Annotated in this window: 24 protein-coding genes and 1 pseudogene; 2 read left to right on the top strand and 23 right to left on the bottom strand. The window is 32.9% G+C overall.

What is annotated here, in order from left to right; all coding sequences use genetic code 11:
- Positions 1-254: 254 nt before the first annotated feature.
- The 9 genes and pseudogenes from M3627_RS17660 to M3627_RS17615 all read right to left on the bottom strand — a co-directional run bounded on the left by M3627_RS17660 (position 255) and on the right by M3627_RS17615 (position 5781).
- Positions 255-401, bottom strand: coding sequence for a hypothetical protein (locus M3627_RS17660; RefSeq protein ID WP_251556827.1), 147 nt, complete (start codon positions 399-401; stop codon positions 255-257).
- Between the two features lie 64 nt (positions 402-465).
- Positions 466-564: pseudogene (locus M3627_RS17655) on the bottom strand (excalibur calcium-binding domain-containing protein); the annotation flags it as partial.
- A 76-nt stretch (positions 565-640) separates the two neighbouring features.
- Positions 641-1216 (bottom strand): suppressor of fused domain protein, encoded by a 576-nt coding sequence (locus tag M3627_RS17650; protein WP_251556826.1) that lies wholly within the window; start codon positions 1214-1216, stop codon positions 641-643.
- 29 nt (positions 1217-1245) lie between these two features.
- Positions 1246-2724, bottom strand: coding sequence for a T7SS effector LXG polymorphic toxin (locus tag M3627_RS20925; protein WP_285841739.1), 1479 nt, complete (start codon positions 2722-2724; stop codon positions 1246-1248).
- Between the two features lie 968 nt (positions 2725-3692).
- Entirely contained in the window at positions 3693-3986 is a 294-nt protein-coding gene (locus M3627_RS17635) for a hypothetical protein (protein ID WP_251556825.1), read from the bottom strand.
- Positions 3987-4124: 138 nt separating this feature from the next.
- Complete coding sequence (locus tag M3627_RS17630) at positions 4125-4535, bottom strand: RND transporter (protein ID WP_251556824.1); 411 nt, start codon at positions 4533-4535, stop codon at positions 4125-4127.
- A gap of 128 nt (positions 4536-4663) precedes the next feature.
- Positions 4664-4981 (bottom strand): hypothetical protein, encoded by a 318-nt coding sequence (locus M3627_RS17625; protein ID WP_251556823.1) that lies wholly within the window; start codon positions 4979-4981, stop codon positions 4664-4666.
- Complete coding sequence (locus M3627_RS17620) at positions 4982-5560, bottom strand: helix-turn-helix domain-containing protein (RefSeq protein ID WP_251556822.1); 579 nt, start codon at positions 5558-5560, stop codon at positions 4982-4984. It abuts the gene before it with no gap.
- 32 nt (positions 5561-5592) lie between these two features.
- Positions 5593-5781, bottom strand: coding sequence for a hypothetical protein (locus M3627_RS17615; RefSeq protein WP_251556821.1), 189 nt, complete (start codon positions 5779-5781; stop codon positions 5593-5595).
- Positions 5782-5944: 163 nt separating this feature from the next.
- Here M3627_RS17615 and M3627_RS17610 point away from each other — a divergent pair, with 163 nt between their 5' ends.
- Together M3627_RS17610 and M3627_RS17605 are read left to right on the top strand one after the other, a co-directional pair.
- Positions 5945-6169, top strand: coding sequence for a helix-turn-helix domain-containing protein (locus M3627_RS17610; RefSeq protein WP_251556819.1), 225 nt, complete (start codon positions 5945-5947; stop codon positions 6167-6169).
- A gap of 82 nt (positions 6170-6251) precedes the next feature.
- Positions 6252-6683, top strand: a complete 432-nt coding sequence (locus tag M3627_RS17605) for a putative periplasmic lipoprotein (protein ID WP_251556818.1) — start codon at positions 6252-6254, stop codon at positions 6681-6683.
- Between the two features lie 457 nt (positions 6684-7140).
- On the opposite strand, the gene M3627_RS17600 is transcribed toward M3627_RS17605, so the two are convergent.
- The 14 genes from M3627_RS17600 to M3627_RS17535 form a co-directional block, all read right to left on the bottom strand.
- A complete protein-coding gene (locus M3627_RS17600) occupies positions 7141-7428 on the bottom strand; it encodes a Rossmann-fold NAD(P)-binding domain-containing protein (protein ID WP_251556817.1) in 288 nt (95 codons plus the stop codon).
- Positions 7429-7894: 466 nt separating this feature from the next.
- Complete coding sequence (locus M3627_RS17595) at positions 7895-8233, bottom strand: hypothetical protein (RefSeq protein WP_251556816.1); 339 nt, start codon at positions 8231-8233, stop codon at positions 7895-7897.
- Entirely contained in the window at positions 8199-8387 is a 189-nt protein-coding gene (locus M3627_RS17590) for a hypothetical protein (protein ID WP_251556815.1), read from the bottom strand. The genes M3627_RS17595 and M3627_RS17590 overlap by 35 nt, the downstream gene beginning before the upstream one ends.
- A gap of 68 nt (positions 8388-8455) precedes the next feature.
- Positions 8456-9124 (bottom strand): hypothetical protein, encoded by a 669-nt coding sequence (locus M3627_RS17585; RefSeq protein ID WP_251556814.1) that lies wholly within the window; start codon positions 9122-9124, stop codon positions 8456-8458.
- A gap of 280 nt (positions 9125-9404) precedes the next feature.
- Positions 9405-9719 (bottom strand): hypothetical protein, encoded by a 315-nt coding sequence (locus M3627_RS17580; protein WP_251556813.1) that lies wholly within the window; start codon positions 9717-9719, stop codon positions 9405-9407.
- A gap of 120 nt (positions 9720-9839) precedes the next feature.
- Positions 9840-10070, bottom strand: a complete 231-nt coding sequence (locus M3627_RS17575; RefSeq protein WP_251556812.1) for a hypothetical protein — start codon at positions 10068-10070, stop codon at positions 9840-9842.
- 253 nt (positions 10071-10323) lie between these two features.
- Positions 10324-10680, bottom strand: a complete 357-nt coding sequence (locus M3627_RS17570; protein ID WP_251556811.1) for an Imm3 family immunity protein — start codon at positions 10678-10680, stop codon at positions 10324-10326.
- A gap of 577 nt (positions 10681-11257) precedes the next feature.
- Positions 11258-11755, bottom strand: coding sequence for a YxiF family protein (locus M3627_RS17565; protein WP_251556810.1), 498 nt, complete (start codon positions 11753-11755; stop codon positions 11258-11260).
- A 351-nt stretch (positions 11756-12106) separates the two neighbouring features.
- Positions 12107-12532, bottom strand: a complete 426-nt coding sequence (locus M3627_RS17560) for a hypothetical protein (protein WP_251556809.1) — start codon at positions 12530-12532, stop codon at positions 12107-12109.
- Entirely contained in the window at positions 12529-12690 is a 162-nt protein-coding gene (locus tag M3627_RS17555; protein ID WP_251556807.1) for a hypothetical protein, read from the bottom strand. Before M3627_RS17555 ends, M3627_RS17560 begins: the two co-directional genes overlap by 4 nt.
- Before the next feature lie 237 nt (positions 12691-12927).
- On the bottom strand, positions 12928-13266 hold the full coding sequence (locus M3627_RS17550; protein WP_251556806.1) for a hypothetical protein: 339 nt from the start codon (positions 13264-13266) through the stop codon (positions 12928-12930).
- A 23-nt stretch (positions 13267-13289) separates the two neighbouring features.
- Positions 13290-13634 carry a polymorphic toxin type 50 domain-containing protein gene (locus M3627_RS17545; protein WP_251556804.1) on the bottom strand — a complete coding sequence of 115 codons (345 nt, stop codon included), beginning with the start codon at positions 13632-13634 and terminating at the stop codon, positions 13290-13292.
- Positions 13635-13642: 8 nt separating this feature from the next.
- On the bottom strand, positions 13643-14140 hold the full coding sequence (locus M3627_RS17540) for an SMI1/KNR4 family protein (RefSeq protein WP_251556803.1): 498 nt from the start codon (positions 14138-14140) through the stop codon (positions 13643-13645).
- Between the two features lie 71 nt (positions 14141-14211).
- On the bottom strand, positions 14212-14610 hold the full coding sequence (locus M3627_RS17535) for a hypothetical protein (protein ID WP_251556801.1): 399 nt from the start codon (positions 14608-14610) through the stop codon (positions 14212-14214).
- Positions 14611-14742: the final 132 nt, after the last annotated feature.

The raw sequence follows: 14742 nt of genomic DNA, 5'->3' as shown, positions 1-14742 counted from the left end.
GGTTACAAGTAATTAAGAGAAAACCTTCCAAAAGGTTTTTGGAGGGCTATTTGTCATGCACAAAATAGTATATCATAAGATTAATAATAATTTTAGAGAAAAATATTGACATCCTATTAGCTGGTTTAGTAAAAAGCAATATCAAAGTAAAATGAGCCAGGAGAAAATATCCTAGCTCATTTTTTATGTGTATTTTAAATCAACCTTTACCTTTAACATAGCCAATAAAAAAGCGACCATTACAGTCGCTTTTTCTAATTTTTGCTCTTCAATTTTTCAAGCAAAGTATTAACTTTATCCTTCATATCTTTAGTTTCTTCTCCCAAAATATTTATTTCATACCCATAATCAAGTTTTTGTATTTCTACAATATCACCTTCTTGAAGAGGTATTTTAATCATACTTTTAGGAACGCCAAAGAAATGTTCTATTCAATCAAGCGTATATGTTTTATTTCCCAACCCATCACTTTTCACACGCCCATCCATCGCCATCACAATCGTGCTTCGGTTCATATGCGGGATGACCTCTCTCGACACCATTAGGATATACTTTTCTTAATTCAGTACAGTTTTTTAGTAGCCCCCTACAAAAAAAACCTTGAAAGGCATTTAGCCATTCAAGGTTTTTTTACAGAAATTTAGAATATAGATTTTCGTTCTAAATCAAATATATCTATCTCATTCTCTTCAAATAATTCTTCTAATGAATCTGTTCCTTTTTCTTGGGCAAATATATACTCATTCTCAGAAATTGGGACAGCGAGTAACCAAGCTACCTTCTTGTATGGAAAATCAAGCGTCTTTAAATCTTCCCACAAAAATGGTGACACAAATAGAATATGTTTCATTTCGCTATTAGGATAATACATCTTTATCATATCTCGAAAAACTTTACCATGAGACACTAAAAAGTTTGAATTCATAATACTAAAAGCACAGGTTGCCAACACATTAGGAAAATGTTTATACTCTGATGCACTAGCTCCAACAATTTCTATACGTAAAGGAGTTCCATCAACAGTATATTCAATTGAATGGTCGGAGAGTCCAATTGTTGAGTATGATGTAATGCCTTCATAAGGTCTATCAGCGGTTGAAAGCATATCAATATTACCTTCATTACTTTCATCCCAGTATTTTGAAACTTGCGGTTTACCTCCAAAAGCTTGTAAAGCTGACTTTGCAATTATTTTATTTTCACTTGAAATACTCATAATACCCCTCCTAATACCTCATTATAATCTTAATCTCCAAAATAATTGTCAGTCAAGTCTTCACCTTTATGACTTCTATTAGTAGAAGGTAACTCAGGTCGATAGTGGTCTGGATTATTGTGTTCATCTAGAAACTGTTTTCTAGAAATGCCTCTTTCTTGAGCACTTTTTTGATGCTTTCTAAATTCGTATCCTGGTTTATGGCCCATATCCCATGGTTGTTCTTTATTCATTATATTTCCATTTCCTGGGTCCCTCACTTCACCGTCTGCACCTTTAGCTTTTTCCCAAGATTCATCCTTAACGCCTTTTCTATAACCAGACGGACGGCTATATGTTTTATCAATCTTATCTGTACCCTTAATAGGGTTTCCAGCCTCTTTACTACCATTCACACTATCCTTAGACTTGCTTTCAACCGTAGGAGTCTTCTTTACAGAAAGATTGCCTTTATATTTAAATAGTTTGGCCCCCGAGGAAAAAGCGAGCTTAACCCCTTTTTTGACAATCGCATGCGGTCTTAAATAATCAACAAATGCAAGTTTTGTACCCTCAAAGTACCCATCGAGCTCGCGGAAACCACCATCATCGAATTCCTCTTCTACTTTGTTGACCACTTCATATTGAATTGGCTTTCCTGTCCCAAGCTGGTATTCTTTGACGATCAGACCATTTTCATACAAGTGGAATCTTAACAGGGTAAAGCTTCCATAAGTATCTCTTTTGATTGTTTTGGTCTTTTTACTCTCGAGTGCCCGAAACGTTCCTGGGGTAATTTCCGTACCAATCAGCTGTTCCTGTTCTTTTATCCATAAGTCATCTGGATTTAAGTATACTTTTGGGAACAAAGCTGTTCTTATCTCACTTCTAAACGTAAGGATATCCCATTGGCTCGGCAAGAAGTTTATATCCTTGACCCCTGCTTGGAATAGTCCAGAGATTTCCGTCAACCACGTGTCCATCATCTGCAAACCTTGTTCAATTGGATTCAGTGCGTATGTCTGAGTAGCATCGAATTCATAAAGTTGGTTTAAAGTATCATCACGTTTTCTCTTAGAACTAATGACTCCCTCCTGCACTCCGCTATCGTCTAAATGAGGCAGGGCAACAATATCACTCACTTGATCCATAATACTATTTGCCTCATCTGTTAATCTAGCAGTGAGTTTGCCAATAAGCGTAAGTCCCTGTTCTAGCTCTCCATCTAGGAAAGTTTCGAGTATGTAACCAGAGGAATCAGGTTCCAGTGAATGAAGTGCTGCCACCATCTGGCTAAGGACCTGTTTAAACTGTTCAGAAAACGACTGGAAAAAATGAAGAAGTGGTAAATGGCATTCCTGATAAAAAGAGCGTATGGCATTACCTCCTGCTCCCTTTAATTGATCCTCCATCTGAACTAGACCCTTCACTGCATCGTTGATAGCTTCCATTTCACTGCTCAGCCTGTCTAACATAATAATGTTGCGCTGCAACCCTTCTTGAAATAAATCTACATCCAATACTTTCATAGACTTTGCCTCATCGAGCATCTACAAATAGCCACTTTACAATATTCTTTATTATACAACAATACTTCACAAGTAAACATTCTTCTCCCCCTCTAGCAAACTACCAATAGTTATAATATTCCATTTTTACACAAAAAGGTAAAGGTAGAAGTTAAAATTATCGCGAAAATAATCCTTACGTATTAGTATACCTAAAAATCCTGATACTCTTTCACCACTAACTAAAGAAAATAGTAATTAAAGAGTTAGCGATGAATATAAATTTTCGTTACTATTGTCATTAATAAATTTACTTTTAATAAGGTACTTTCTATTTATAAAATGTCGGGTCTAATGAATATATGTTGTTATACACGTAGAGAGTATTCTATTAGGTAACACATTCTAACTATGTAACAATTAAATCATTTTAACGATTAGTCATTACCGAACCTGTAGTAGCCTGTTTTCATTAAAAGAGTAATACAGACCACCTGTTTACTCTTTTGTCCGCAATTTGTCCGCATAATTAATTTTCTGTACCGATCTTGTTTTACTGAAATGATTTTCACTGTCTCAAAAACCTTATTAAACCAGACTTATTTAATCTAGTCGAACTCACTTTATCTAGATTATATTAGCGAGATAAATTCGACAAGGTGGGGGTCGCTGGTTCGAGACCAGTCGGGACCATATATTAATAGTAGCCACAACCCTTGTTATCACAGGGTTCGTGGTTTTTTTATTTATATAAAAAGTATTTCATTTTTTGTAGTTGGGGTTAAAATGGGGTTAAAATCTAGGTAAATTAATCATAAATCTTATCATTACAAAGGAAATAATTATATATCCCTTTTAAATCTTTGCATTATAAAGGTAATGTCTAATTTAAAGTACACATAAAAAATGAGCTGAAAAATGTATCTCCAAGCTCATTTTGCTTTGATGTTTTTTTTGACTAACGCACCCATTAGTTTAAATAAAATGTATTATACGAAAAAGATAAAAGGTAAGAAGATATATGCGTCATCTACATTATGAACTAAAAAGCGCCATAAAGGATACGTAATACCGCATATCACTATTGATGTGCTGATTGGCACTACATAATATTTCTGTTTTTTATATAACCCAAGATTCACTGCTATTCCCATCAACAATACGAAAATCGTAGGAAGTAATACATATAAACCTATTGAAAAGCCTCCAAGAAAACTGAAGAAGTAAAGTAAAAAAGCAAGAACATAAAACCCTATTGCGACCATCGTCATTGGTTTCAACACCTCCATTACCCCCTTTTCTATTTACCTACTTATTCCACTAAACTGTGCTTTAGTTCAATAAGAAAAAGCTTTAAACCCTTCTTAAAATAAAGCACCTCATTCGTTGAAGAAGGTTTCTTTTCATACACCTCTATCCAGCTAAATTTTATTGGTCTTGTGACTTTCAAGAAAATAGAAAACTGCGTAAGATACTATTAAGATCACACCAGTTACGAATGCAATAAAAAAACCAAATATACCTAGAAAACCGACCCATCCAATCGTGAATGTAAGGAAAAATAGTACATAACAAAAACCAACTATTATTATTGCGATAGGTATGTTAAAAGGAAATAGTCGTTTCCAACCCAAAGCTAAAAAAGTAGAAATTAAAAGTATAGTCACTGAAATAATTGTGTGTAAAAAGCCCCAACGAAATACCGTACGAGCCTGTTCAGTATTGTCTGCATTTAAGTCATAAAGAGTAATTACTGCTGAAACAACACCCACCAATACAATGGTTGTGAAAAGTACCCAGTTTATTGTTTTTAAAATATTATTATTTTTCATTTTACCCCCTAATATAATTTATCTCCTACTTTCATTTCTACATTCTTATTTTAAACTCCTTCTTCAAGTAATCTGCCACTTTATTTTAAGTTAACCTTTCACAAAAAAATCACCTTACAAAAAAATACTTACCATTCCAACCAATTTTCTAAATACAAAGGCTTACTTTTCACTGGTTGCCTATCAGAAGGTTTCTCATTTAACCAATCATAAAAAGGTACAGGATTGCTTATATGAGGTTCTTCTTCCACAGATAAAGAAATACTCATGTTTCTATTAGAACGTTCAATAACCTTGTTATATGCACCTACAAATACACTTCTAATTGTCTTAGAAATAGTAAGTGTTCCATCAGCAATATCACTAGCTAAATTAACCATTAAATTCTTAGCCTTGTGGAAGGCTTGTACGCTATTTAGTTCACTAGCTAATACCAACTTATGCAATTAATCTTTGAAGCCATCTACCAACGGTAAACTGTGCATGAAATCGAATAGCATCACTTGGTACTCATTCATGAATTCTTTAGCTGCCTCTTTTTCTGCATGAGCGTTATTATATATTTCTTGTAAAGTGCTTGTTTTAAAAGATTTTAAAAGATTAAAAGAATCTAATGATTGGTTTTCAGATTGTGGAGGGCAAACCACGTCGTTACTCACTTCATCCACTATCGCTCGTTCGGACATTTCCGATAGGACATTGTAAGGTAAAATTTTATAAATGCTTGCTCCCTTGATTCCGTTTAACTTAGTTTGAGCAATCTTTTCAATGATTCCTAACTCTACTAACTTCTTAATAGAACGATACATGGTCTTAGTTGAGACCTCTACTGCATCAGCAATTGTGGAAGCTTTCAAGTGTGATGATCCAGGATACATTAATGAACGTGATGCGATTGTAAAAACGATGGCACGCTCTGATTCAGTTAAATTGAAATAGTGTTGCTGGATATGTTGTTCCACATGGTTGTCCATTTCCTCCACACTTTGAAATGTGGAGTATTGTTTGAGATACTCAAATGCCATCGTTCTCACCACACTTTCCTTTTCCGTATTCTCTAATCTACTGCATTATCCTTAATCCATTGTTCGTTTGCCCATATCTTTGAATGGCAGCCTACACATTCATAGATGTACTCATTTGTTTCTTTGTCAAATTCTCCAGTGAATCTCGCTAATGTTTTAACGTAATTCGTTGGATGGCAGCTTGGACATATTTCCTTGATATACGCTGAAGGTCTTTTCATTTTATACAAACCTCTTTTCTTCAGTACTTAAATTATCAATAACGTAACTTTATTACGTTTATAATAACACTTGAATTTTAGTAATGAAATTACTAATTGCGTAATTTTATTCTATAATTTATAATTAAATTTATAATAATGAAATGAAAGAAGGTGGAAGGGATTGTATTTGAAATCAAGACTGAAGATTTTGCTCGCTGAAAGAGATATGAATCAGAAGGATTTAGCGGATAAAACAGGGCTTACAACTAGACTCATTAGCGAAATCGCTAATAATAAAGTCAAGATGTATCCGAAAGAGGCTTTAGAAAAAATAATGGTTGCACTCGAAATTAAGGATTTAAGTGAGCTGTTAAAAAGTGTGGAAGATGAGGAAACAGATAACTGATTATAGTTGTCTGTTTTTTTATATACTAGCCTTCTTACATGTATTAACATTATGATAAAATATACACCAAGGGGGTTTTTGGTTGAAAAAGTTATTAGTATTATTAGCAACATTGTTTATATTGACGGGATGCAGTAAAAGTAGTGGTGAACCTACTGTTATCGAATCTACTATTGGATCAGTTACAAAGAGTGAATTTCAGGTATATGAAGATGAAGGTATCTTCTTAGTTAAAATATATGACAAAGATATTGATAAAAGTTCGAAAAACGTTTTGATGAAGGATACTGGTGAGATGTTAGCAAGCTTATCCAAGATAGAGGAAGTAAAATCTGTGGCAATTAAATGGTATGCACCTCCCTTTGACCAATCCGATAAGAAAGATTTTGAAGAAATATTAGCAATAAGATTTGAAGCAGATACGTTCGAAACAATAGATTGGGAAAATAACAAAACGTTGGATTTAGAATCAATTGCAAGTAGGTATAAGCAGAACGATTCGTTAAAGGATTAATATAAAAAAATAAAACCACCTTCCATTACTGGTTGGTGGTTTTTCATATTCAAATGAATCGCACACAACATCTGAAATATATTTTTTATAGACAATTCCATATTATTAAGTCAAATTAACTATACAACACAGCTTCATATATTATTATTATTATATTGGTGAAATTTTTTAGGAGAAAAATACATATTTACCAACTCATGAAACTAAGAGTCTGTTCTAGACAAAAATCGTAACTTTCAATACCAGTCAGATTACGAAAAAGAGAAAAAGGGTGGAAATAAAAATGAAAAAAATCGTATTAACTTTATCAGTATTATTTATCGGATTTTTAAGTGCTTGCTCTAAAAAAGAAGTAGCTTAAGTTAATGAACCAGTAAAAGAAGTAGCAGTAGAAGAAGAAACTAAAGAAGAAGTAAAAGAAGAAACAGTTACCGAAGTAATAAAAAAACTCCTCCAATTATTTAAGTAGATCCATGATTGTTATTACTCCACCAATTATTCCGCTTGATCCAGTTAAGGCAACAAATAATCCCAAAATTATTTTTTCAGTGGTACTGAACCTTTTCATAGGTACTTTTTCTTTTGTTTCAATTTTTTTATCATCAGTACCAAAATAATGATCTACGAATCTTCCTAGTAGATTTCTTATTTGTTGACCATCTTTCATTACCATTAATTCTAAGCTTGACTGCGACAATGCTATCTTAGCTATTTCTTTTGCGAGCACTTCTTGTTGTTGCTTCATTTCATTCTGTTCTTGTTTGATTTCTTTTAACTGTGGAAGAATGCCCTGATGTATTATTTCATCATGTTCCCCAATACTTTTTTAAATGTTTCTTTGCATGGAATTCACCCTTTCTGGCATCACCCCAACCCCCTTTTTATACAATAAAAAAGAGCGCCCATTTGGACACTCCCTAAAATTATTAAACTATTATTTTATATACCTCGTTGCATTTTCTACAATTAAATTCGTTACCTGACTTCATAACTTCATGGCCCTGGGGACAAAGATACGTTTCGTTTTCATATCTAACTATGAATTTGTTCATTGAACGTTTACTAATAACCGCGTGATTTCTCACAATAACCCCTCCTCTTTCATCCACAATTCGATAAAAGAGGAAGGAATCCTTCTGATGCTAAAATAAATCTACAGATTTAATTGAGTAAAGGATTTGCTCCCCTATATATAATTGCTTCTAAGAATTTTAGTAGACTTTATTATTCTCCTCTTTTAGAAATTCTATGACTTTTCTACAAACCCCAAGGATTCCTTTGCCAGCAATATACTTGTCGTAATTCAATTTTTGCTCAGGGTATTTACCTTTAAATTCATCACCTGCATGACTCCAACAGTGCTCGGCTATAGCATAGAAAGTTAAAATCTGAGGTAGTGTAGTCTGATGTACTAATTTATGCTCATGAATAAAATTAAAGTTATGTTTAATCATGTTATTAGCATGCCTTAAACCTAACACCAGTGTACCTTCACCTATTTCTTCTAGTTGCTTATTAAGCTTCCATAGTCCGAACGTTGTGCCATTCATGTGTATTAGCTATCCAAGATAGTACCTCACTTAGAGCAATATGAATTTCTGTATCATCCATAGTCTTCAAAGCTGCTAACAACCTATCCAATGATTTATCCCTAGCAATTTCATTCACTCTTAACCGTTCTATCAATTGTTCAAAACTACTCATAGCCATATCCCCCCTATATCCACAATTCGAGAGATAATGAAGGAATCCTTCTAAGCTATTACACTTTTCTACGACGCAATAGGTTCCAACTCTTCATCAAACTCTTTTTTTAGCTCTTTAACTAAAGTGCCAAACTCCCACATTCCTTCAGCGAGAAAATCAAGATTTTGAATTGTGCTTAGTGGAATATTTCTTATATGTTCCAAGAGGTGGTGACTTAGCATTTTGGTGATTACTTCATTTTGATGAGGTTCAAGGTGACCGTAAACTATCGTTATTTCCCTTAAAAATCGTTCAATTTGATTTCTTTGATTTAGGAACAGATCAGCCCATGTCATTGGTACAAACATATTGTTCATTCTTGGTGATAATTTTGTTGAATCTGTGATTTTTAAAATAGCAATTAATGCTTCTTTTGAATCAATATTTAATTGTAATGTACTTACTAAAGATGATTGAGATTCTATCAAATCTTCAATTAAACTCTCATAAGCTTGGACAATCTTTTTGACGAACTCCTTCGCATAAGCATTTGCCCTTTTCTTATGCTCTTGTTCAGGTCTATAAACAGTCAAAAAATAAAACCAAAAAGTAACCAAGTAACCTATGCTAAGATTAAAAAGTAACTCTCCTAATTCTTGACCAATGGGAAACAACTCTGGTACATCGTATAAAATAAATTGTCTCATTATGATAATTAATATAGCTACTCCAGCTACAACTTTTAACTTTGTCATACTAATCCCCCCGTCCATACAAATAAATTCTATCACAGGAAAATTATTCTTGTCTTTCTACTCTTAAAAAAGTTATAAAATAACGCTACTTAGCTGTTCTTCGGAAGAGCGGAAAGGCAGTACATTGCGTACTCTCAAAAGTTTGTAAATAGGGATAAGATTTTCCCTCGTCAATTCGCTAGACCCTTTCGTACCCCATCCCAGAAGTCATTCGACTGCGTTTCCTTCTTTACAGCTTAGCACTAGTTAGAAAACTATAACTTTATTTATTATTTTTTACCTATGGATTTTCTATAAAACTTTCTGCTATATCTATATCATTTGTCATTTCTAATTCAGGGAATTTTTCATCCAGTTTTCTTAGGCAATTAATTAGTTCTTTACTTTGTATTATTTCTCCTAAATCCTCCAAAACTTCACTTATCCAATATAAGTCTTCAGCACTACAATTATCTAAATAGTTTAAAGTATTTTCCTCGTTTTCTCCGAGAACCTGTACTATTTCATCCCAACTACTTTGTATGCCATAGTCATCATTTAAATTTAATTTTTTCCTTTTATTTAATATTGCTCTCATTTTATTTTCAGTATCCATATTCAGCCTCCACACTATATTTACGGTTGTTTTGTTGCATCTGGAAAGTTAGTTCCTATTTCATTTGTTTTTATAACTCCAAACCTAACAGCCTTATACTCTCCAAATATAGCCCTTCCATTATCCATATTTGAAAATTATATAATTAATAATTCTTAGCTCCTGTTGCTCTAATATCAACTTCTGTCCAATTTTCAGGAAACCATGATTGATTAGAGCCCGTTCTCTTTGCTTTAACCTCCGGACTACACTACTGTAAATGACTTCATCCCAAAAACCACATTTTTCAAAAAGTTGCTCTGGAGTTGGTCCTTGTGGTCTGCCATATTGTTGGATAGTACATTCTTTCATTGCTTCTAAGACTTCAAATCTATTAGAGTCAATATACTATCGAGATTACGTTGTTCAACTTTTGACCTTGCAATATCTTCTATTGACATACCTTGATCATGAAGTTTAGCGACTTCATCCTCAAGTTCTTTTTCTCCAAATCCTGCAAATATTTTATTCTCTTAGTTCTTGCTGATTTCACTTGCTGTGAATTAGTCCAAACAACTCCAAATTTATCTAAAGGAGATTTTTTTTGAGGGGAATATCGCAATTACTACTCAGAGTAAGGGTTATATTCTAACTCAACTTTACTCAGACCATCTAGTACTTTCTCTATCCTATTAATCAAGTCTGCTAATTCTTCATGTGTCAGTTCACTTATAGCATCTAAATCTTCAAACATACTTAACCTCTTTGTTATCCCTTCAACATATCCAATAAAGACCTTATTTTGGGATAACAATATTTCACCTATAGCAGTATCAACAATTAAATCTTCTATCTTTCCAAGATTTATATAATCATTAACAGTTCTTGCTATTGCATATTCATGTCCTCTATTTAATTTTAAATAATCATCGTAGTCTTCATTAATAGCCTCAAATATTTCATTATATTCCCAGTCTTCCAAGATATCACTCCTCTTTTATGGTTTAAGTTTTTCATCGTTATTGTGAATAACTTCCAATTCAATATTCTTATATTCGGCTTTGCTTTAAAACCCTCCACTACGGTTAAATGTGTATCATAACCCCTTTTAAAAGTAACATCTTTTACCGTACCCTTGGATATTCCTTCACTAGTATTACTTGTGTTTCAATTGTCCGAATATCCTGTTTGGAATTTCTTACTCTATTAACAACGTTGTTCTTTAATACGCTTAGTTTCTAATTTTTTCAGCGCAAAACCAATTCATTTATCCCATATTAGTGAGGCTTCAAACTAAGAATGTATTCAATTCATGATTTTGTACTTGAGCTTGTTTCCAAGATCTTATACTCCTCTATTTTCAATAGTTTTATACACTTATTTTTATCTTGCGATAATTGGTTTATATTTTCGTTATTAGTAGCATTGTCAAATTTCTTTTTATTAATATAAATAGCCAAGTTATCATATATAAAGTCTGGGATTTCTTTTAGTTTAAAACAAATTAAAGTAAAAAACCTTGAAAGACTTCTAGCCAATCGAGGTTCTCATATTTTTCCTTATGATAGTCCCCAAACACTTAACTCATAAAAATATTCCGTTCGTTCAATACACAAACCAAAATTAAAATCTTCTGCAACTAGAATAAAATCACCATAGCCACCTGAAAACTTTGTTAACTCAATCATTTCATTTAAGTGACTAAATACTTCATTAACATTAACCAACACTGCTTCTATTTCATTTTCTCTAAAAATTAATAGTCTTCCTTGTTTTGGTATTACTTCGATATTATCAATAGTATCGTTTAACAATTGTCTTGATTTTTGAATATGTTCTTTATAGCTATCTCCTTGCAATTGAATCTTATTTTCCTTTCTGTTAAGTAGGGAAAACACATTCTTACAAAATAAATCATTATCTTCGATATTTAAAAAAGGTTCCTCTGAAAGATTCATGAAGTTTATTTCTTTTAATAAATTCTTTCTTCTACTTTTTCTTTTTAACAGCTCCATTTTTGTTTTTCTTTCGTCACTCATATTAATCACCTTTCTCACGGTCGACCCTTCTTTTTATAATCAACTAAATCTTCCGGAAAATGTCCAGGCTACTGATTATATCTTCCGTTTTCGAATGGGCTTCCTTTCAAATCGTCAGTACCGTGAAATGAGGACCTCACGAATTTATCTACTCGGTGCTCTATGATATATTTTTTTCTTACCATTTACTTCAAATTCATACTCTCTTCTATTTTCAGTTGTTTCATCATAAACATCGACAGGTTTCTTGTGCTGAGTAGAGTTAGGTATTCCCGCGCTTCTCTTTGCATCTATTAATACTACATTTTTTGTTAATACCTTATCATTTTCATAAGTACCCTTAGGAATTTAACTTGGTGCCCTCCACTATTATTCGTAATAGCCCTCTTTAAAAACAATTACACTTTCAACAAGACTATCTTCAGAATCCTCAAGTTCAGGAACAAAAAGTCCAATCCCTAGTGGGAAAGATAATAAGCCTGTTTCATCCAATTCAACATCACTATCTTGTGAAATAATAGTTGACTTCAGTTCGCTAAAAGGCCTTCCAATCATGTGTTTATGTGAAAATTTTGGGTCTGCTGGTAGTGCCATTTCAATTGCTTCACACGTATCGTTACTATCGTAATATATGTGTATTCCATGATCATTAAATGCATCTGTAAAAGTATCAGACATAGGCATTTTTTTATATCCTACTACATTTCCTCCTAAAACATTTCTAACCTCCTCTCTTGTCATGCCAAAACTAATTGGACCTACTCCCTTATTAGGAGTTATTATAAGTTCATTCATTTTTTACCCCACCCAGATTTGTTTAATCTTTTAGTATATTCTAACATTTGTCTAATACCTTCATGATATTTGTTACCAAACTTATTTCTTAAATCATTAATGTCCATATTTTGAGCCTCATTTAATTTCCCTTGTTCTATTAAAGATTTTACCCCCACTCGCTGTTTGTCTATGGTCTATGGTTTCATTCTTACACCAGGACTGTTACCTCTACTTTTCGGACTAACAGAATAAACTGGCATATGATGGACTTCTCCGCCATTACTAGAAACATCCTTACAATCTAATCATTTTCAATTTGATTCTCACTAATATCAGCAGACTTAATATAAATTAAAGTAAAAAAACCTTGAAAGGCAATTTAGCCCATCAAGGTTATGTTTAAAGTAACGTTTTTATTTTTTACTATCCCTTTTCCATACACTTTCTCCTTCAGTTAAAAAAACTGCACTTGGCGGATCATCATAAAGTGAAATTTCAACTAATGAACCTTTCTTTTGTATTAACCAATTATATAAACGACTTTCCTCCTTAGTAGGATGCGCTAAAATATCATTTACTTGAAAAACAGCTGCATCATATTCGGTATAATTTACATCGTCGTCATCTAACCCATTATCTGTTTCAAAAACTGTATCTAGTACACCAACAATCCTTAATCCATTTTCCCATTCTAGTATCATGTCACTATGTTCATATTTTATTAATGTTCCTATTAAAGAGTCATACCCCATATACATCCTCTTTTCTTTTGTTTTTACGGCCTTGACGGTACTATATGAGCTCCATCTTTGCCATAATGTATCAATCCATTAGTAGTATCAAGATATTCACCGGTATTTCGATCATAGTAATGCCCAATAGTTTTACCAAAGTCTACTCTTTCTTTTTTACCGTTTGGCAGTAGTTGAGCTTTCCCTGCAAACTGATCAAGCAATTCTTGTGCTGTTTTAATATCGCCATAGAAAATACTCTTGTTTTTTCCATTTGCTATTTCTTGTTTGAAATTTGGCGTATTAGAAATGTGCTTTTCATGAGCAGCCAACAAAAAGAAACTTTGAAAGGCATATTGCCAATCAAGTTCAGCTTTTTCTTTATACAAATTATAAGCTATTCAATTTCATCATATGCATCACCTAGAGAGATAAAATCACTTCTAAGCCAATACCAATATTGCCCTTTATTTTTTATAAGTTGTTCAAGTAAATCAGTAAACGAAGTAGCTATAATCTGGGACTCACCTACAAGCCCATGGCGGTCAAAAAAACTATCGTAGCATCTACCTAGTCTATCTTCATTGAGGTCAGTAGTTAAGTATTCATCCGTTCCATCATCACCAATAATATACCAGTTAGATGAAATATCTTCTTCACATAATTCTCCTACAATTATTGGGTTTGCCAATACAAACTTATCAGGAGACACAATATGTATTGGATATTCCTCATCTTCAAATAGAACTAATCCACCGCAAAGACTATAAAACTCTTTTAAATCATTAGGTAAAATATGCTTTTCTTCATCAATAATGGGTAATCCAGAAGGCTCAAAGATACGACTATTTGGTAAAGTGTTTATTTGTGTGAGCAACTGCTTTATCTTTTCCACTAGCTTCACTCCCGATAATTATAATCCAAGGATAAACATGATACCATTATTCAAAAATCTGTTACAAAATTTTATATGATGACGTTAAAAGGTGCATGACCTGTTTCAGCATTCCTTAATAATGTTGGTTTTCTAAAACGTAAACTAGTTTCCAATTTGAATATGGCGGTATCTCCTTCCATTCCTATAAAAGATATATTAATCCACATGGGGGCTTTCGAGAAAAGTCCTCCTAAGACTCCAACAGCATCCTCTATTAATAGTCTTTTACCACCAATATTCTCTTTAGATAAAACAAGACGTTTCATCATTTCATCGCCACCATCTAATATTTCCCCATGTTCTTCCACATGATCTATAATAAATTTAATTTTATCACTTGAAATTTCCCTAACTTCTTTAATCTTTTCAACTGCTTTAGATAAATTTGTTGAAAAAATTTCTTTATTCATTTGAGTAATTTGAGTCAAAATCTGTCCTCCTTTATTTCAATTTAGTTGATCTTATTTTCTTTAATTTTGCTAAATCAACATAGCCATTGCTCGTTAGATGATAAGTGACAGATCTTTTGCAGCAGTTAATCCACCTTTGAAAAATGGTAT

This window comes from Psychrobacillus sp. MER TA 171 (assembly GCF_023713305.1).
Taxonomy (GTDB): Bacteria; Bacillota; Bacilli; order Bacillales_A; family Planococcaceae; genus Psychrobacillus.
Note: the sequence above shows the minus strand (reverse complement) of the source record. Positions and strands in the feature narration are given on the sequence as shown.